The sequence below is a fragment of the Symmachiella macrocystis genome (genome assembly GCF_007860075.1).
GTDB lineage: Bacteria > Planctomycetota > Planctomycetia > Planctomycetales > Planctomycetaceae > Symmachiella > Symmachiella macrocystis.
The window spans coordinates 912,752-931,472 of the sequence record NZ_SJPP01000001.1; the positions used below are offsets into that span (position 1 = coordinate 912,752).

The window sequence follows — 18,721 nt, forward strand, 5'->3', positions numbered from 1 at the left end:
TCATTATCCACACAGTCATTCGCCAGCCGGTTGTCCCCCCTTGCGGGGGTCGCTAGCGGCTCGCAATCCCGTTTTATCGCGTGTGGCCGCCTGCACGGCGGCGATCGTGCTTTGCAAACGGACCGAGTGCCCCAACGCTTTTAAGTCGCCTGCTAATTTCTTTTGCAGCGGCTCTTCGACAAACAGCGCGTTGGGCATCCACTGGTGGTGAAATCGCGGCGCAGCAACCGCGTCTTGTGCATTCTGACCATGCCGCATCATGTTCAGCAAGACCTGCAAGGTCGCGCTGATAATCCTCGGTCCCCCCGATCCTCCTAGCGCATACGCGGCTTTACCGTCGCGTACCACGATCGTGGGAGTCATGCTCGAAAGCGGCCGTTTGCCGGGAGCGACCGCATTGGCTTCGCTTTGAATGAGCCCAAACGCATTCGGTTTTCCCGGCACTGCAGCAAAATCGTCCATTTCGTTATTCAGCACGATTCCGAACTTCGGTTCGACCACCAAACTGCCAAACGTGGTGTTGATCGTTTCCGTGCAAGAGACGGCGTTCCCCTCTGCATCAATCACACAAAAATGGCTCGTTCCGCTATCGTTTTTCCCCTCGAACCGGCCGTACGCTTCGGGCGGTTGGGTTTGCGACGGGTCGACCTTTTCTGCCAACTTGTCGGCGTATTTCCGGCTGGTTAAGCGGGCGATGGGCACGGATACAAAATCGGTGTCCCCCAGATACTCCGCCCGGTCGGCAAAGGCGTGTTTGAGAGCCTCGGTAACCAGATGCACGGCGGACACATTGTGCGGACCATCGCCTAGCCATTTTTTTTGCGGATGATCTCTTTCGAAGGCCTCAATAATGTTTAACGATTCCAGCAGCGCCACTCCGCCACTGGAGGGAGGCGGCATGGTCAAAACCGTATTCTTGCCAAATTCCTCCGACAGCGGTTGTCGCTGCACGGCATGCATTTGTTCAAGATCCTCACGCTGCCAGATACCACCTTGTGCGGCAACGACTGCCAGCAAGGCATCAGCCACCGGTCCACGATAAAACCCGTCACGCCCTTGGGCGGCGATCCGTTTGAGCACGTCGGTTTGGGGTGAGATTATGCGATCCTGTTTGGTCCACATCCGGCCAGAGTTCAGGTATTGCTTGTACAGGGCCGCAAAACGTTCTTTCCCATTGCGCTGCAGGGCTATTAACAACAGCGCCGTACGCTGCGCGCTGATGGCGTGTTCATCGGCCATAACGCCTTGCTCGCTCAAACGAATGGCTGGAGCCAGCACAGCGGCCAAGGGGAGTTTGCCGAATTTTTCGTGAGCGTGACACAGGCCGGCAACCGTGCCGGGAATTCCCGCCGCAGCCCCTCCGACCCGACTGGAGAGTTTTCGGCCGTTCTTGTTTTTGGTGACAAACATATCCCGAGTCGCGGCCAACGGTGCCCGCTCGCGATAATCGATGGCAACGGCCGACTTGGTTTCGGCATTCCAAATCACCATAAATCCCCCGCCGCCGATGCCGCAACTGTCCGGACGCACCACCGACAACGCAAACGAAGTCGCCACGGCGGCATCCACCACATTTCCCCCCTGCTGCAGGACTTCTAATCCGGCCCCGCTGGCGGCGGGATGATCGGCAGCGACGACGTATTTTTGATAATTTTTGACCGATTCCTCTTCAGCGGCACGCACGTCCGCCGCTGCCAGGGCGACACAAATCATCAGGGCCAGACATCGTCGCAAAGTCGTCATATCAATTGATTTCCCGTATTAGCCGAGACTCGACTGGGACTGAGGTTCTAGTTCTGCTGTGTCGATAGAGGGGGACGTGTGAACAAGCCCGTTTCCAACGGACTCGCCGTGGGGAGCTAAGACTATTATACTGTGCGATCCTCATCGTCGCAGGAGTTGTCGAGCGAATTGGGCCGATCGTGCGGGTTTTTCTGGCGGACGTTCACTCGCTGGTTCTGCTGCAGACATGGGGCCAACGGTTTGATCAGCGACCCTCACCCTACCCTCTCCCAGAGGGAGAGGGGACTGATCATTGACTGATGGGGCAGTTATTAGACAGTTTGAATTTCTACAAAGCGTATTTCGTTATGTCACAGCCAACTTGCCGTTTGGTGACCTTGGGTTGCAAGGTCAATCAATACGAAACCGAATTGGTCAAAGAAGCGCTGGTTCGCGGCGGTTATCGCGAAGCGGCTGAGGAGGAAAATGCCGACCTGTGTGTGGTGAATACCTGCACGGTAACCGCCACCGGAGATTCTAAGGGTCGGCAATTGATTCGTCAGTTGGCCCGCAAAAACCCAGGCTCGCGAACAATCGTGATGGGCTGTTACGCCACCCGCGAACCGGAGACGTTGGCCCAACTTCCCAATGTCTTGGAAGTCGTCGAAGATAAACGCGAACTGCCCGACGTGCTGGCACGAGTGGGCGTGAATGATTTCCCGACCGGCATCAGTACATTTGAAGGGCGGCGGCGCGCCTACGTCAAAGTCCAAGATGGTTGTATTCTGAATTGCACCTACTGCATCATCCCCCAAGTCCGCCCCGGACTGCGGAGCCGTCCCCCGCAAGACATCGATGAGGAAGTTCGCCGGCTGATCGAAAATGGGCACAAGGAAATTGTGCTTTGCGGAATTCATCTCGGACACTATGGCGTCGATGCCACGCGCGGCCGCAGCGGCAAAGCTCCGTTTCGATTAGCGCACCTGATCGAAAAGCTGGACCGCATTCCCGGCGACTGGCGAATGCGGTTGTCGAGTATTGAAGCGGCGGAAGTCTCCCCCGATTTTGTGGATGTCGTCACCTCCACAGAGAAACTCTGCCCGCATTTCCATCCTTCATTGCAAAGCGGTTCACGAAATGTGTTGTTGCGGATGAAGCGGCGGTACAGCCTTGAAATGTTTTTGGGCAAGATGGAATTGCTCCGCAACCGGCTCGACAATCCGGCGTTCAGCACCGATGTGATTGTCGGCTTTCCCGGTGAAACCGAGGCCGAGTTTCAGGAGACGCTCGATGTTTGTGAACAAGCGGGCTTCATGAAGATTCACGTCTTCCCCTTCAGCGCCCGCGCGGGCACGCCGGCGGCTGACCTGCCGGATCAGATTTCTCCCGAAGTCAAAAAAGAGCGTGGGCAACGCTTGGCCGCGCTGGGCGACCGTTTGGCCCGCCGGTATTATGAATCGCTCGTCGGACGCGAGCTTCAAGTCTTGGTCGAACGGGAATCCCGTGATCGCCCCGGCTGGGTCAGCGGCACCGCTTGTCGCTATGCCCCGGTCGATATTCCGGGTGATGCCAAGTCCATCGGACAAATCCTCAACGTGCGGGGAACCGCCGCCACAGACCACGGAGTCAATGCCCTAGGGTGCGTCGCGACGCACCTTCCTATGTAGTACGAACAACGCGCCCAAGCGAATTCAACAAAGCTAACAAACACGTCAATCAAACAAGAACAACAAGACAGCAACGCGTGATTCGGAACGTAGACAGGTGCGTCATGACGCAACCTACGACAACATGCGTAGTGTGGATGGGGAGTGATTTATTTTGGCGTTGTTGGTGAACATTGAAGGAATCGATGGATCGGGCAAGGGGACGCAGGCACAATTGTTGTGCGAACGTTTGCGCGCTACGGGGGCGACGGTTCAACTGTTTAGCTTTCCCCGTTACGACGACACGTTATTTGGCAAATCGATCGGCGATTTTCTCAATGGGCGATTCGGCGCGCTCGACCAAGTCAGCCCGTTCCTGGCGGCGCTGCTGTATGCCGGCGACCGTTTTGAATCGCGCGAACTGCTGTTAGCGGCGCAGCGCGACAACGATTACGTGGTGCTGGACCGTTACGTGGCCTCAAACATCGGCCACCAAGCGTCGAAGGTCACCGGTGAAGAACGGCAAGAAATCATCGCCTGGATCAACAAGATCGAATACGAAATTTACGCGCTGCCGCGGCCCGATGTCACAATTCTCTTAAACCTGCCCCCCGCCCGCGCGCAGGAATTGATCGCCCGCAAAGCTCCTCGCAGCTACACCGACGATGCCGCCGACATTCAAGAAGCCGATGCGGATTATCTGGCCAAAGTGCACGAGGTCTATCTCGACGTCGCCCGGAGCGATGAAGGTTGGCAGATCATCGACGGGATCGCCGACGGCGAGATTCGACCTGTTGATGCGATTGCGGACAAGGTTTGGCAAATCGTCACCTCCACAAAACAGTGACGCGCGCCGCCCATTTTCACGCAAACCGAATCAGTTCGCTTCCAGTTGCCGCAACCGCTCGCGGAGGATCAGATGAAACGCTGTGTAACGCTCCAAATCCTGGTCAGAGCTAAATTGAACGTGCCGCAACGAGCCATGCCCTAGGAACGTGTGCGTGGCGGGCGTTAAGAACGCCGACGTGGATCGAGCGGCAATTTCCTGCACGAACAGGTGAAAATTTGCCGAAGCGGAGGCGGTCATCCGCGCCCCTAACTCACTGAAATTCATATGCGTTTTCTCGATGCGGAATCCTTGGCGGCACTTGTCGCAAAGGAGCCACAGAACCATTGTCGCTGTCCCGGCGACCTCATCTGGCGCGATATACCTTCTACGCGAAGCTGTAAAGGTGACATCGTTATCAAAGAAATAGTGCCGCGTGAGTTCTCCCGGAATTTGGCCGACGCTGATCATCTCCACGTCATTCCACGAAATCAGCGCACTCTGCTGGCCGCTAGGCCCTAGAATTGACAGTCCCTCATCCCCCAAATGGACATTGTGGACCTGGGGGGCGCGAGTAAAATCGGGAATATCCGACGTTGAAATCACTTCAGCGGCGATGCCCATCTTTTCAATCGCAGCCACCAACTGCTCCGCCTGTTCTCGATCCAAATGCTCTGGAAGAATGCCGGGAGTGCTATGCACGAGGATCATGGCGTCCGTGGGATGCATCGATAGCTGTTGGACAAGCAGATCGCGAAACTGATGGGGGTCATCGGCGGTGGCAAATACGACCACCCGAAAATCTCCCCCGTTATCCACCGGTGTCATGTCTTCGGATGTATTGGCCATTTGTCAGCATTGCTCCTCAGCGAAATTCCAGACCTGCTGGTATTCTAACTCAGGCAAGTCGCTCTGACAAACGCCGCCTCGTGTTGGACTGATTGGACGCATCAATCACGCCACACGAAGGGGACAGACGGAGCACGAAATTTGTCAAGCGGATGGCTGTTCAAGCGGATGGCTGTTCAAGCGGATGGCTGTTCAAGCGGATGGCTGTTCAAGCGATTCGCTGAACGTCGCTTTCACTCGAATCATCGCTATCGACTGGCTGAATACTGCCGGCGATTTCGGGCTCCGCTTCCGGTTCTTCGCTCACATCGGCGGCAGCCGGTTTCGTGACTCGCAAGCGATCGGCCATCGGCAGGCTCTCCAGATTTTGCAGTCCAAAGAGTTCCAGAAACAGTCGCGTGGTGCCGTATAAAAATGGTCGGCCGAGCGTCTCTTCGTTGCCGGCGATGCGGACGAGATTGCGCTCCATCAATTGTTTGAGCATCTCGGTGCTCTGGACGCCGCGGACAGCTTCGATATTGGCTCGCGTGACCGGTTGGCGATAGGCGACGATGGCCAACGTTTCCATAGCTGAGGGCGAGAGTTTCAACTCCGCCTGCCGATGATGCAATTTCCCCAGCCATAAGGCGAATTCCGGCCGGGTGAGCAACTGGTAACCGGCGGCGACCCGTTCCACCCGAAAGGCGGTCTCCGATGCGTCGTAGAATTCGTTGATGCGTTTGATCAACGTTCGAACTTCGGTCGCATCGGCCAACGTGGCGACATGTGCCAACCGCCGGGCGGGCAACGCATCTTGCGAGACGAACAAAGCCGCTTCCAGCCGCGCCATTTTATCGTCACGCAGAAAATGTCCCGGCGTGAGTGGCTCAAGCGATTCCGCTTCTCGGCGGATACGAAAATTCCAACCAAAGCCCCCGGCAGCAGTCGCCTGCAGTCGTCCTGGCTTTAAGAATGTAGGATTACTGTTGCGCACGCCAGTCCTCGATTTGTCGCAACACCTTGCGGACCGCCGCTAATGGCTCCTCTCCTGAGGCGACAAACAATCTGCGAATGCTTGGATTATGGATGTCGGTCACGCCGCACAAAAACCGAAACTCAGCACCATCCGCAGTCGCTTCGAGTTTGAATTTTCGAATCCCCCACGAGCGAAGAATTTTGGTGGCTTCCTTCAAGTTGCGGGGATCGCGATAGACCGGCGGACTAGCAGCGGGCAGTTCCTGTGAGCTTTCAGCGGGAGCATCAAACTGCGCAAAACCCTCATCAAAATCAGCCGGCTCCGTGGCCGAGGCCCTTTGCACGTCACGTTGCGGCGATGTGTGAGATGTCGACTCGGGTCCGTCCAACAGATCGTCAGTCCTAGAAGCTGAGATCAATTGATCAGCCGGGTTGCGCTGTCGGCTGCGTTGGGCGAATTCGTTTCGTCGCGCATCGATGGCAGCTTGCAGGCGGCTTTCGTGGGCGTCCGCAGGGGGACGCTCATCGAATGCTTCGTCCCACTGAGCATCGAGGTCATTGGCTTGTGTAGCAGTGGTTTCCGCAAAGATCGGTGCCTCGTCGCCGTCAGCCGACTCCGGATCTTCGGCAACCTGCCAACCTTTCATGGCGGCAGAGGGATAAGACCGGGGGCGACGATTTTTGGTAGGGCTTGGCCGACGTTGACGCTCGGTTTCCGGGGCCGGCTCTTCGGAGATGACCGTAATATCGGGATTCCGACCATACTCGGCGGCCTCCGCTTGCGGGGCATCCGTGGTTGCCGGACCGCTGGGGAAAAGTTCGTCGACGCCCAGTTGGGGAGCGGCGTTGTTATCGTCGCCGAGCATGACGATATCGCCACCAAAATCTTCTTCTGCAGAGGGCGCAGTCTGTGAAGCGGCAAGTGTATGGTAATGATATCCTCCCAAGTACGCTAAACCTGCAACGGCTAGCATCGGGAAGATCATCATCAATGTCCGAAACGGACCGTGAGACGATGCGCGCATCGGTGAAACCTCCATGTTTCGTGCGGCGGCCTTGGGGTCGAGGCTGCCATCCTGGGCCTAAACGGTTGCCCTGGGGGACACGGGAATCTCCATTTCATCTCAATTTCGATGCGGAAAATCCCGCGAGGGAGACAAGCTGGCCGGACGCATCTCTCAGCCGCCTTGTCACGGGCGGCGGATATTAACCGAATCGCCCGATCTCGACAATCTCGGTTAAATGGATTTTTCGCTGCAAAACGGCGGATGCATGAATGCGTGCGAGCGTAGAGAATCGCTGACTCAAACGCGCTGTTCGTACAACCGTTCTAGATCGTTGACTGTCACGGTGATGATCCGCGTGAATCCGGTGTGCGTCCGCTCGTATTCGACTTGCTCAGCCAATTCCGGCGAGCGGTGAATGGCGGTGGCGATCAGCGCTTTGTCTTCCTCAGACAGCTCCTTGGCGATATCCTCAGACCAGAAGGTTTTGGTTTCCATCACCAATTGATCGCGGCGAGCATCGTAGTTTTTGAGGGCCATGATTTTTGTGCGTCTGTTTTTGATCTGGGAAAACTGGGGGGAAGAACTCAGCGGCTGCATTTTCGCTGAGAGAGTCAATTTTCCCGTATTCGTCGCGAAATACAACTCTGCGGCCGTTTTTCCACAAAAATTCGTGTCGCTGCTGCCATAGCGACGAATTCTCAGGAAAATGAGGCCGGCTGGGAAAGTTTATGGAACGGGATTTCGCTACACTGGTCCTCGATTCGTGATGTTTTTTGAGATAATAATTCAGTTGCCTGCTGGCGTGAATGAGGATTTGAGATGGCGTTGCGTTTTGGCTTGCTGACCACGTTTGTCGTCGCGATATTGACCGGTCTGCCTATTTTGGCCAGCGGTCAACAACCACCCCAACCAGCGGGCGAGGAGCTTTCTGGGGGGCTGGTACTGCCGGGCATGGTCGCTGGCGAGATCGAAAAAGCTCAGGTGGCATTAGACACCAACAACCCACAGCGCGCGATTGAGATCCTCAGACCGTTGGTCGAATTGGCCCCCGATTCGGACGAGGCACGGGGCTTATTGGGGATTGCTCTGATGATGAATGGCGACCTCAACGAAGGACGCGCGCTGGTCGATGCCTTGCCTGAACATCCCAACTCATTTCATACACTAGGCCGCACCGTCTCGGTTTTGGAAGAGACAGACATCGACCGAGCAGTGCTCGCCCCTTACCGCGACCGCGCCATGAAGTTGGCACTGCTCGCTGCCGAACAAAAGGTGGATGATCCCACGCCCTACCTCTACATTGCCACCATCGCAGCGCGCGAGAACGACATCCCGGAAATGCGACGCGCAACAGAAGTGTTGCTCGAGAAATTTCCCAATGAAGAACAGGGCCATTTTCTTGCAGCATTGGTCGCCGGCAGTGAAGGAGATTGGGCAACGCACGATGCCCAACTTGCCGAAGCGGAACGTCTCGGCATGCCGCAAGACATCATCGAGGAAGCCCGAACGGAAGCCGCCCGCGCACAAGCCGTTCGGCAGAATAACCAGCAACTCAAATGGCTCATCGGCGGCGGCATACTGCTGCTAATCATCGCACTACTCGTCTACCGCAAAGCCACACGCCGCAACCTTCCTCCCGCGCCTTCTGAGAACGGACCAGGGTGAGGGGTTTCGTAACATGGGCGATACTCCCATCAACGAAACACCTTACAAAAAAAAGGCTGCGCGCGAAGCCGCTAAGACGCAGAGAGTTTTTTTGCAATATACAATCTGTTACGTGACGCGCAGCTTGGTTGGGAACGGGCAATACTGATTAACCAACGTGGGTTTCCAACAGTTTTCCTCTTTTTCTTCTTTGCGACTTTGCGTCTTTGCTCGCGGCCTTTTTTCAGAGGCGCGTCGCTCGTCCTACCTAGAAAGGTGCGTCGCGACGCACCCTACATTTGTGGTTTAACTGGCGGCGGCGCGGGCGGAAGTGGGTTGTAGGTCCATGCGCATATTGCAGACCCATTGCCGGAAGCCTTCGCGTTCGTAGTAAGGCAACAGTTCGGGCGTGCATTGCAGCAAGATTTTATAACAGCCCAGATCCTGACAATGCTGAATGAGATGTTGCACGAGCGCGTTGCCGATTCCCTCGCCATGTCGCTCCGGGTCGACAGCGACATCTTCGATGTGCCCGACCAGTCCGCCGCCATGGATGAATTTCGGCTCAATGAACACCGAGGCAGTGCCCACAATTTCGCCATCCTTTTCGGCAACGTAGGTATGCATTCCAGAATTCAGCCGTCGTTGAAAGACCGGCACAGCTTGTTCGAAGGTCAAATTGACGTCCGATAAAGCACAGAGCGCTTTGACAAAACCGCGTTTGAGGTCGGGGGCGACCATCTGTCGAATCTGCATGTTTGTCCCCGGAAGAGCTTGGCAGCGCGGGCTGAGGAAATCGAACCACGGCAACTGCGGACATCGGCAATTTGAGATGACTTGGCCGCCGAGGCACTGACGACCAACCCTATTATGATCGACCGGGGACCCTATGGGGGTTGGGACTTTCCCCTAATTGAGACACGTTTAAGCCGCTTATGAATCGACGGCAATTGGGAATGTTTGCCGAATCACACCAATTTGCGTGGGGCGATCAATAGCGTGAGGGCGAAGGCGAGCACAAATGCTCCGCCGCCCGCAATCGCACTCTTCGTGTAAACCGCCGTGTAAATTTTGGATTCGGGCTTTTCGGCCAATTGCGCAATATTAATCCGTCCCGGACCGTGATGTTCGATTTTCAGCGTGTCGATGCGGTCCTCAATTTCCTGCCAATGTTTTTCAAGCCGTTCAAGCTCTGATTGAAGTTTTTTCACTTCAAAGGAATCGACGCTTAAGGACTTTACGCGAATCTTCCGGCGATCGAGTTCTTGCTCCAATGCGGCAAGCGATTCATTCAACGCTTCAACACGCGCCGCTTGCGTTGCTTGGTGTTGCTCGCGAACCGCCACCTGATAGTCGCGGATAGTTGCTTCCAGTGTCGGTTTTAACTGCGCATTCAATTCCGCAATTTTGGTTTCTTGTTTTGCCAAGTCTGCGCGGAGCTGCACGAGTTTGGGGTGCTCGTTGTCGTCGAGCGTTTCCTCCAAAAGTTTGATATCCGCACGCATACGGTCGGCAGCAACCTCCTGGGCGGCAATCTTCAATTCCTCTTTGATCATTGTGCGAATCAGTTCTTTGGTCTCTGGATTCGTCTTGATCGCGTCGTCATTCAAGGAGGATTTTTGGAACTGCTGTGCTTGAAGATTAAGCGTATTGCGTTCCAGATATTGCTCAAACCATCTGGATTGGAGTTCGTGAGTCAATTCCTGCTCGGCCACGGCCAACAAAGTTTGCGGTTCGTCCTCGTTTACCCCCAGCCGCCGTTTCAGTTTTTTGATCTGGTCACGTTTTAACTTGGTTTCTTGCTCGTACTGGTCGGACAACTCCACCAACTTGGTAATCCGCCTTTTGTCATTGAGCTTCGATTCGTTAGCGATGTCGCGATAATAGACTTGCGTGATGGCGTTGACGATCTCCGCCAACTCCTCCGGTTTTTCGCGATACTCCATCTGGATCTCAAAGAATTCCTCGTGCTTCTCCACGGCAGAGAGCTTCGTTTCTAACCAATCAATCGGGAAGGCTTGAGTCTTGATCAGTGACAGGTCGCCGATTCTCTTGAATCCCTCGCTCTTGAGCTCGCTGTTACGGACCGGTTCATTCAAAGCGGTGTCCAACACCACCCGAGACAACGCCCGAAACATTTGCGTGCGTTTGAAGGTCTCATAATCTGCGTTCTCGTGTACTCCGGCATTCATTAGGACATCTGGGGACGCATCGATGTAGATCACCGAGGAGGCCATGTAATTGGGAGGAGCCAAAATGTAGACCGCAGCGATTGCGGCGGTGGCACAAACCAGCCCCATCACCAAGGCCCACCCCCAACGTCGGCGCCGCCGCGGGATGGGACTGTATGAGGTTTCATGAACAGGTTGCGCATGCTGGCTGTTGGTCATTATTTGACTCCGAGAACGTAAACACCGCCGGAAAGCTAGGTCGTGATTCCCCGCGTGGAGGATTGCAGTTTACCACCCCGCTCCAGGGAATAATCAAGGATTTTTTCCAGTGATTTCGACAGAGTGAGGGTTATTCAGCAGACTCAAGGCACGAGAGGACCAGTTTGAGTGGCATCCGTTTCAAATCGATAGCCGGAGGGAAGCCAGCTGGGAACAAGCACAAGCTCGCTCTCCTCAGACGTTTAACATCCCAACGCCCCAGCCACCCATCGCGACTTGCTCCCGCGCAACCCCCTTCTCGCCACCGGCCACCTCCTCTCTGCCTACCGCCTACTGCCAGTGGCCTGCAAGCTACGCGGCCGTTATGATGCTCGTTTTCGAAATCCTCCCGTCCTCAGCGCGCCACAAAGCGGCGCAGGAACTCATTTTGCCGACCACTGTGGAAAAAATTGTCTCCGGCGGCCAGACGGGCGTTGACCGAGCCGCTTTGGATATGGCCATTGTGGCGGGTATCGCTTGCGGCGGTTGGTGTCCGTTGGGGCGGAAAGCCGAAGATGGGCCGCTGCCGCTACATTATCCGCTCACCGAAACCGAGTCGGGGGACTACGTTGTCCGCACCGAATGGAATGTCCGCGATAGCGACGGCACGCTGATCCTCGCCGGACGGCCGCTGACCGGCGGCACAGCACTCACCGAACGATTGGCAAAGCGACAGCAACGCCCCTGCCGAGTCGCTTTTCCGTATAGCGACAGAGATGTCGCCTCGGTTGCGGAATGGCTGGCGACGAATAGAATTCGCACAGTGAACATCGCCGGCCCCCGCGAAAGCCAACAACCAGGCATCTACGCCGCCGCGGTGGCATTTCTGGGACAACTATTCAGCGACACATAACACAGGCACCGCTGTCTGGAATGTCGTTCCACACGGTTCTCAGGCGTTGCGAATTCAATACACACTCCTCAACCCCTGGGACTGCCGGGGGATTCACAACATAATTAACGGAACATGCAACACAATGGCACAGAATTACATTTTCACGATGGAAGGCGTCACCAAATTGTTCGGGCAGAAGGAGGTGCTGCACGATGTTTGGCTTTCCTATTTCCCCGGCGCAAAAATCGGCGTGCTCGGCAACAACGGAGCGGGGAAATCCACGCTGCTGAAAATCATGGCCGGTGAAGATACCGACTTCATGGGTTCAGCCAAACCGGCCAAAGGGGTGACCGTTGGATATTTCCCGCAGGAGCCTCGGCTAGATGCGGAGGCAACCGTCGACGAATGCGTGCAAACAGCGGTCGCCCATTCGCAGGCGATTTTGGATCGCTACAACGAGGTCAACATGAAGCTCGGGGAAGACCTCTCACCTGAGGAGATGGAAGAGGTCCTCGAGGAACAGGGGAAACTCCAAGATCAAATCGACGCCGCTAATTTGTGGGAACTGGAACGGTTTGTCGAAATGGCCATGGACGCGCTGCGGCTCCCCCCGGGCGATGCCGTCGTCAAGACGCTCTCCGGCGGTGAAAAACGCCGCGTCGCCCTGTGCCAGTTGGCGCTGCAGAATCCCGATATTCTGCTGCTCGACGAACCGACGAACCACCTCGATGCGGAATCAGTGGCTTGGCTGGAAGGATTCCTGCAGCAGTTTTCCGGCACGGTGGTGGCTGTGACGCACGATCGCTACTTCCTGGACAACGTTGCCGGTTGGATTTTAGAACTCGACCGAGGACATGGTTATCCGTACGAGGGAAACTACTCCGGTTGGCTGGAACAAAAAGGAGCGCGGCTGGCCGTCGAAGAGAAACAAGAATCGAAACGGCAAAAAACCCTCAAACAGGAATTGGAATGGGTCCGCCTCTCGCCTAAGGCGCGGGAGACCAAAAACCGCGCCCGTTTGGAACGGTACGAACAATTGCAAGCGCAAGAATACGACGCTCGCGAAGATGCCGCTGATATCCAAATCCCCTCTGGACCCGCACTGGGCGACCTTGTCGTGCGTGCCAAAGGGGTCTCCAAAGGCTTTGGCGACCGGCTGCTGTTTGAAAACATGAACTTCGATCTCCCCCGCGGCGGTATCGTGGGCATCATCGGTCCCAACGGTGCGGGCAAGACCACACTGTTCAAAATGATCATGGGCCTCGAACAACCCGACGACGGAGAATTGCGCGTCGGCAAAACCGTCGTGCCGGCCTACGTCGATCAAAGCCGCGACTCGCTCGACGGTGAGAAGACGGTCTACGAAGAAATCTCCGGCGGGGTCGACCAATTGATCGTCGGTCACACAAAAATCCACGCCCGCAGTTACGTCGGCCGCTTCAACTTCAAAGGCTCGGACCAACAAAAAATGGTCGGCAAACTCTCCGGCGGTGAACGCAACCGCGTGCACCTAGCTAAACTGCTCCGTAGTGGCGGCAACTTGATCCTGCTCGACGAACCAACCAACGACCTCGACGTCGACACACTCCGTTCACTGGAAGAGGGCCTACTCAACTTCGGCGGCTGCGCCGTTGTGATCAGCCATGATCGCTGGTTCCTTGACCGCATCGCCACACACATCATGGCGTTCGAAGGCGACAGCCAAGTCTATTGGCACGAAGGCAACTACCGCAGCTACGAAGCGAGTCGCAAGGAGCGGTTAGGGGAAGAAGATTTGCGGCCGAAACGGATCCGTTATAAGGTGGTGGGTTAGGGTTCACCACGGAGGCACGGAGGACACGGAGAGATAGGGACGGGTTGATTGTCAGGTCCCAAGCCGACCGCTTGCGGTCGTGTGCGGCGTGGGTTTTGTGCATCGTCCTGAATGTGGTAGGTCATGCTGTGCATGACGAAACGCTAATGAATGCCATTCATCCAAGAATCTTAGGACGACTAAAATGGCCTACATGATCGGATTTCAAATTCCCTCCGCCCCCACTGATAATCAGCAGGCATTTGAACAATTCGATGCACTGGCGGAATCGGTCACGATAGAGGAAGAGCCGCATCCTATTTTTATAAAAGTTCATTCTGAGCTTACGAATAAATATCCTTGTCTTTGTGACCTGCCCGAGGATCAAATCGATGACGGAATTTGGTCCGATGGTCCGTTAATCAATAATTTTGGCCAGCAAGCCGCAGTGCTGGAAATTATGTTTTCTAAGGTGGAAGCCTCTGTGCCTTATGTCATCGATGTCGGCCTCAAACATGGCGTCACCATGTTCGATTGGCAAACGGGAATTGTGCACCGACCAGATTCTTAGCAAGTCGGGTCCACTGTGCGGACCGCAGTCACATACGTATCGCACTTCGTGGATAGCATTTTGGATTAACCGGTCCGCACAGCGGACCCTTGGACATAAAAAAAACAACATTCCACATGCAAAAAATCCTCCCCCTCATTGTCCTCACCCTCATTGTCCTCACCCTCCTCGTAATACCCTTTACAACCTCCGCGGACGAAATCCAATTCACCCTCCGCGAACCGTACGGCATTATGCGGCATGGGATTCCGGTGGGGGAGCTGGTGACTTTTCCCGTAGCGGTGCCGGAGGGAACTCCGTTTCGACTCGTGCGTGATGGCAAGCCGGTGCGGGCGCAGTTTCGTAATGCGACGCCGGGGCAGGAGTCCGACAAATGGTGGTTGGATTTTGCTGGGGTGTTGGATCCTTTCGAAACGGCAGCGTTTACGATTCAGTACGGTCCCGAGACTCAACCGGGGCCGGAGCGTGAACGGGGGCATGTGCTGAGCGAAAATGAGAATGTGTATTCAATTGCCAATGCACCCTACATTGAATGGAAAGTTCCTCGCGACCTGAGCGGGTTGCTGGCATCGGTTAGTTATCCGCCGCTGGAACACCTGCAACCGGCCGAGGGGTTGTTGCTGCGCGATGCGCAAGGGAATCAACATCGTTTGGGAGGCGCGGGAACCAAGTCGCGTGTTCTGCGGCAGGGGCCGATGGCCGTGGGATTGCGGTTTGAAAAAACAGAAACCGCGCCGGAATTGGCGGGGGTGAGTTGGACCGTCGATCTGATCTTCCCCGCACGCGTCAGTTGGATGGAGGTCGACGTGCGAGTCGACGATCCTCAACAGCAAGTCGCTGCGTTGGGATGGCAGTTGCATCTGAATCTCGATCCGCCAACCGCTAAGGAGCCGACATTGGTTGATTTCGGAGCGTCGCGCACTGTGTATGGATCACTGCGGCCGGAATGGCAAATGGAACTGCGGGCACGGCCGTCGCTGGAGATTCCGTGGCAGGTGTGGCGCGGCAAGGCGGGCGAGTTGCGATTGATGGAAGCCGCCCCGTTGAAATCAGCTGCGCTCGCTGAAGGATGGGCCCACGTGATGGACCGCCGTCGTTGTTTGGCATTGGCCATTAGCGAGTTTTCGAAACAGGGTGACGAACAACTCACCGTCGATGCGGACGGCACGCTCTCCGCTTGGCGAACATTTACCGCTGAGGGGGGTCAAGAAAAAACGATGCGGAGTTGGTTTCACTTCGTCACCTTCCCCCACCAGTTGGGCGCAGCGACCAGTCCGCAATCGATGCAAAACCCGCCGGTGGTGCGTTGGGGCCAACCGTAGCGCCACCAATTCCCCCCCGGCAAAGCCGGAGGCTGGGATTAAAACGCCGCAATGATTCCATCAGCCCCCGGCTCCGCCGGGGGGGCGAGCTACAATCGATTTCCCACGCGAACCATTTTGCGTCGACCGCATCTCTATGTGGTAGAGGGCCGAGTACGCAAATGGGAAAAGCGGCCAGGTCGAGAGCCTGGTGAAGTTGTGGGTTCGACTCCCACCTTGGTCACCTTAAAGAATGGAAGGTAGCCGGATACGGTTGGCCGGGCCGGTTTGCTAAACCGGTTTCCTGAATATCAAAGGAATGCGAGTTCGAATCTCGCACCTTCCGCTCATCACTGGGTGGCTGGCGGACGGACGAAGTCCGCCCCCGGGCTGGCATCCTCAACACCTACAGTCCTCGGAGTGTGTTGGATTCGCACGCGACTCTGCGAAGGTCGAAGACCAGGTTCGATTCCTGGCGGGGGCACTGATTACTTTGTTTCCAAACCCTCTGATGCTTGGCGATCAAGGTAGTTTAAACGCGTGTTTGACAAGCACAACCGGGTTCGGAAACGTCGAAGGGGTGGCCCCGAAAGATTCATTCGGGGCGGCGTAGCCGCTGGAGGCGCTTCCACGACATTGACAGCATTAGGATAAACTCCTGCCGTGTTTTTTAAAAAGGGAGGGCGAGGCTCCCGCCGAGCCGCGCTGAACTATAACGCTTACCAAACCCATTGGGTCGCTCCACGCTGAGTGGAAAAAGCGGCTCAGCAGGAGCTTCGCCCTCCCGCGACGCTGAAAGACAATTAATACAAAAAGACACCGAGGCTCGATGGCCGGGCGACTGTCTGCAACACAGTTTTCTAGTGAGTTCGATTCTCACCGGTGTCTCTCACCGCTCGACTGCACGTTCGGAATACATCTTTGTGAAAGACCATCTGAACAAATCCTTCGTCGAGCGGTACCTACAATTTGACCGACTGCCGAATCGGAGTACATGGCACATAACCCGCGAGTTGTAGGTTCGAGTCCTACCACCTCTACTTTGTTTTCTACGGAGGTGTAGCTCAATGGCAGAGCAGCGTACGTCTCTGGCTCAACACTTCGTCGGTCAAGTTTTTTATACATAGACGTTTCGACTGACCGATTGGAATACATCGGATCATGAAATTGTGGGTTCGAATCCCACCGGCACAACCGTGTGCCGTGGCGTAATTAGATAACGCACATGAGTCCCCGCAAGGGGATGCCTTCTGATCAACAACTTCGTCGGAACGTTTTCCATTCGACTGCGTGAGTGGAGTCCATGGCTTAGCTGGTTCGATTCCTGCCCGGCCCCCTTTTGATTTTTGGCACGGGGCCGGAGCTCTGCCCAATACTTCGTCGAATGCTTTTTTGTCCGCATCCCGCCCAATGGCGCTCGTCATTTCGCAGGGGATGTTATTTTTTGTCACGGAGGTCATGATGGCCAACAACACACTCTTCTCAAGCTTGAAAAGCAAATTCCCACGCGCGTTCGCAAAGAACGAAGCTGGTGGTCGCGCCTATCAGCTGACGCCGAAACAGGCGTTGGCGCAAATGGCAGCGACCGGTACGTTCGGCGGCGCGTACTACGCGAGCGCGCAAAATCAACTGGATACGGTGCGTACGTTGATCGACAAAATCGACGACAACCAGTATCTGGCGAGGTTGGCTGTTTATGCGCGCGAGCGAGCCTATATGAAAGACATGCCGGCGGCGCTGCTGCTCGCGTTGTCGAATCGTGATACGGAGTTGATGCACCGCGTTTTCAATCGCGTTGTCGATAACGGACGCGTACTGCGGACGATGTTTCAGATGATTCGTTCGGGACAGTTCGGCCGCAACAGCTTGTCGTCTTCATTGCAACGCGCATTTGCGCGATGGTTGAACGAGGCTTCCGTAGGTAAGTTGTTGTCGGCTTCGATCGGTCACGATCCCAGCTTGCGCGACGTATTGCGGTTGGCGCGACCGAAGCCGCTGGACAATCAGCGGCGCGCGTTGTTCGGGTGGTTGACGGACAAGGAGCTCGACAAGTGGGCTCCGGCCTCCGCAGACGACCTGCCGGAGACGGTGCGGAAGTTAATCGCCTATCGCGCAGCAGATTCGGTTGAGGCGCAGATTGAACTGCTCGACGGAGACGGTCTGTCGGTGCGGTGGGATCTGTTGGCTGATGCGGCTCTCGGTCCAGCCGTCTGGAAGGCAATTGCCCGTCAGATGGGACCGCAGGCGCTGCGAATGAACCTCAACACGTTGTTGCGTCATCACGTTTTCGGCAAAGGTTGGCGGAACAACGAGATGGTGGATTACGTAGCCAATCGCTTGAGCGACGTGGACGAAATTCGCCGCTCGCGTCAGTTTCCGTACCAATACTTGGCGGCCTACTTGAACGCCTCGGAAGAGGTTCCGCACAAGATCAAAGCAGCACTACACCAAGCAGCAGAGATCTCTTGCGGAAACGTGCCGGAATTGCCGGGACCGGTTGTGATCGGATTGGATACGTCCGGTTCGATGTCGATGGCCGTTACGGGACGCCGCGGACGGGGTGCGATAAGTACGATGCGCTGTGTCGATGTGGCGGCCTTGTTCGCCGCAGCGATGCTGCGTCGCAACCCGGACAGTGTGTTGATTCCATTTGACACGCAGGCGTATAGCGCACAGTTCGATCCGGCCGACTCGATTTTGAGTCTGTCGAAGCGGCTGGCGAAGTTTGGTGGGGGCGGAACGGATTGTTCGATTCCGCTCTATTTTGCAAACACCATGTATCGCGACCGGCGTTTTGCTGGAGCGATTCTGGTAAGCGACAATGAGAGTTGGGTGGGCACGGGCCGATATGGTTCGACGGGTGTGATCACCGAGTGGCAGGCGTTCATCAAGAACCAAATGCGACTGGGGGGTCACGACATCGCCACACCAAAATTGGTGTGTGTCGACATTCAACCTTATGGAACGACGCAGGCTCCGGAACGGGGCGACATTTTGAACATCGGTGGTTTTTCGGACGCCGTGTTCAACGTTGTTGCCGCGTTTATCAGCGACGATACCCAACGGTTCGTTGCCGAAGTGGAGTCGATCGTGTTGTGATTCCGCACCCCCGGTTCTAGCAATAGGACCGGGGGTGTTTTTTTCC

General features: G+C 56.0%; 15 protein-coding genes and 4 tRNA genes. 12 read left to right on the plus strand and 7 right to left on the minus strand.

All coding sequences use genetic code 11. The annotated features are described in order from the left end of the window. Positions 1-15: 15 nt before the first annotated feature. The gene (gene ggt / locus CA54_RS03560; RefSeq protein ID WP_146369485.1) at positions 16-1,743 is read right to left on the minus strand and encodes a gamma-glutamyltransferase; all 1,728 of its coding nucleotides are present in this window, start codon (positions 1,741-1,743) and stop codon (positions 16-18) included. Positions 1,744-2,090: 347 nt separating this feature from the next. Here ggt and mtaB point away from each other — a divergent pair, with 347 nt between their 5' ends. Together mtaB and CA54_RS03570 are read left to right on the plus strand one after the other, a co-directional pair. Continuing rightward, the gene (gene mtaB / locus CA54_RS03565; protein ID WP_231962948.1) at positions 2,091-3,389 is read left to right on the plus strand and encodes a tRNA (N(6)-L-threonylcarbamoyladenosine(37)-C(2))-methylthiotransferase MtaB; all 1,299 of its coding nucleotides are present in this window, start codon (positions 2,091-2,093) and stop codon (positions 3,387-3,389) included. A gap of 166 nt (positions 3,390-3,555) precedes the next feature. After that, positions 3,556-4,215 carry a thymidylate kinase gene (locus CA54_RS03570; protein WP_231962949.1) on the plus strand — a complete coding sequence of 220 codons (660 nt, stop codon included), beginning with the start codon at positions 3,556-3,558 and terminating at the stop codon, positions 4,213-4,215. Between the two features lie 30 nt (positions 4,216-4,245). On the opposite strand, the gene CA54_RS03575 is transcribed toward CA54_RS03570, so the two are convergent. The 4 genes from CA54_RS03575 to CA54_RS03590 form a co-directional block, all read right to left on the minus strand. Then, a complete protein-coding gene (locus CA54_RS03575; RefSeq protein ID WP_146369488.1) occupies positions 4,246-5,043 on the minus strand; it encodes a hypothetical protein in 798 nt (265 codons plus the stop codon). A 208-nt stretch (positions 5,044-5,251) separates the two neighbouring features. After that, the gene (gene scpB / locus CA54_RS03580) at positions 5,252-6,016 is read right to left on the minus strand and encodes an SMC-Scp complex subunit ScpB (RefSeq protein ID WP_231962950.1); all 765 of its coding nucleotides are present in this window, start codon (positions 6,014-6,016) and stop codon (positions 5,252-5,254) included. Then, on the minus strand, positions 6,003-7,022 hold the full coding sequence (locus tag CA54_RS03585) for a hypothetical protein (protein WP_146369489.1): 1,020 nt from the start codon (positions 7,020-7,022) through the stop codon (positions 6,003-6,005). The genes scpB and CA54_RS03585 overlap by 14 nt, the downstream gene beginning before the upstream one ends. 279 nt (positions 7,023-7,301) lie before the next feature. Beyond that, a complete protein-coding gene (locus tag CA54_RS03590; RefSeq protein WP_145423855.1) occupies positions 7,302-7,541 on the minus strand; it encodes a hypothetical protein in 240 nt (79 codons plus the stop codon). A gap of 282 nt (positions 7,542-7,823) precedes the next feature. On the opposite strand from CA54_RS03590, the gene CA54_RS03595 reads away from it, so the two are divergent. Next, positions 7,824-8,669, plus strand: coding sequence for a tetratricopeptide repeat protein (locus CA54_RS03595; protein ID WP_146369490.1), 846 nt, complete (start codon positions 7,824-7,826; stop codon positions 8,667-8,669). Between the two features lie 285 nt (positions 8,670-8,954). Here the strand turns inward: CA54_RS03595 and CA54_RS03600 are convergent, their stop codons facing one another. Together CA54_RS03600 and CA54_RS03605 are read right to left on the minus strand one after the other, a co-directional pair. Further along, complete coding sequence (locus CA54_RS03600) at positions 8,955-9,404, minus strand: GNAT family N-acetyltransferase (RefSeq protein ID WP_146369491.1); 450 nt, start codon at positions 9,402-9,404, stop codon at positions 8,955-8,957. 212 nt (positions 9,405-9,616) lie between these two features. Continuing rightward, the gene (locus tag CA54_RS03605; protein ID WP_146369492.1) at positions 9,617-11,038 is read right to left on the minus strand and encodes a hypothetical protein; all 1,422 of its coding nucleotides are present in this window, start codon (positions 11,036-11,038) and stop codon (positions 9,617-9,619) included. Positions 11,039-11,402: 364 nt separating this feature from the next. Here CA54_RS03605 and CA54_RS03610 point away from each other — a divergent pair, with 364 nt between their 5' ends. The 9 genes from CA54_RS03610 (at position 11,403) to CA54_RS03635 (ending at position 18,675) form a co-directional block, all read left to right on the plus strand. Next, positions 11,403-11,930 (plus strand): putative molybdenum carrier protein, encoded by a 528-nt coding sequence (locus tag CA54_RS03610; RefSeq protein ID WP_231962951.1) that lies wholly within the window; start codon positions 11,403-11,405, stop codon positions 11,928-11,930. 124 nt (positions 11,931-12,054) lie between these two features. Then, positions 12,055-13,725, plus strand: a complete 1,671-nt coding sequence (gene ettA / locus CA54_RS03615) for an energy-dependent translational throttle protein EttA (RefSeq protein ID WP_146369493.1) — start codon at positions 12,055-12,057, stop codon at positions 13,723-13,725. A 184-nt stretch (positions 13,726-13,909) separates the two neighbouring features. Next, positions 13,910-14,275, plus strand: coding sequence for a hypothetical protein (locus CA54_RS03620; RefSeq protein ID WP_146369494.1), 366 nt, complete (start codon positions 13,910-13,912; stop codon positions 14,273-14,275). Positions 14,276-14,391: 116 nt separating this feature from the next. Then, positions 14,392-15,597, plus strand: a complete 1,206-nt coding sequence (locus tag CA54_RS03625; RefSeq protein WP_146369495.1) for a hypothetical protein — start codon at positions 14,392-14,394, stop codon at positions 15,595-15,597. 147 nt (positions 15,598-15,744) lie between these two features. After that, positions 15,745-15,820: transfer RNA gene (locus CA54_RS03630), tRNA-Leu, on the plus strand. Between the two features lie 11 nt (positions 15,821-15,831). Then, positions 15,832-15,922, plus strand: a tRNA-Ser gene (locus tag CA54_RS29115). Between the two features lie 65 nt (positions 15,923-15,987). Beyond that, a tRNA-Arg gene (locus tag CA54_RS29120) sits at positions 15,988-16,060 on the plus strand. A 331-nt stretch (positions 16,061-16,391) separates the two neighbouring features. Further along, positions 16,392-16,464, plus strand: a tRNA-Cys gene (locus CA54_RS29125). A 573-nt stretch (positions 16,465-17,037) separates the two neighbouring features. Next, the gene (locus CA54_RS03635; protein ID WP_146372262.1) at positions 17,038-18,675 is read left to right on the plus strand and encodes a TROVE domain-containing protein; all 1,638 of its coding nucleotides are present in this window, start codon (positions 17,038-17,040) and stop codon (positions 18,673-18,675) included. The last annotated feature ends 46 nt before the right edge of the window (positions 18,676-18,721 follow it).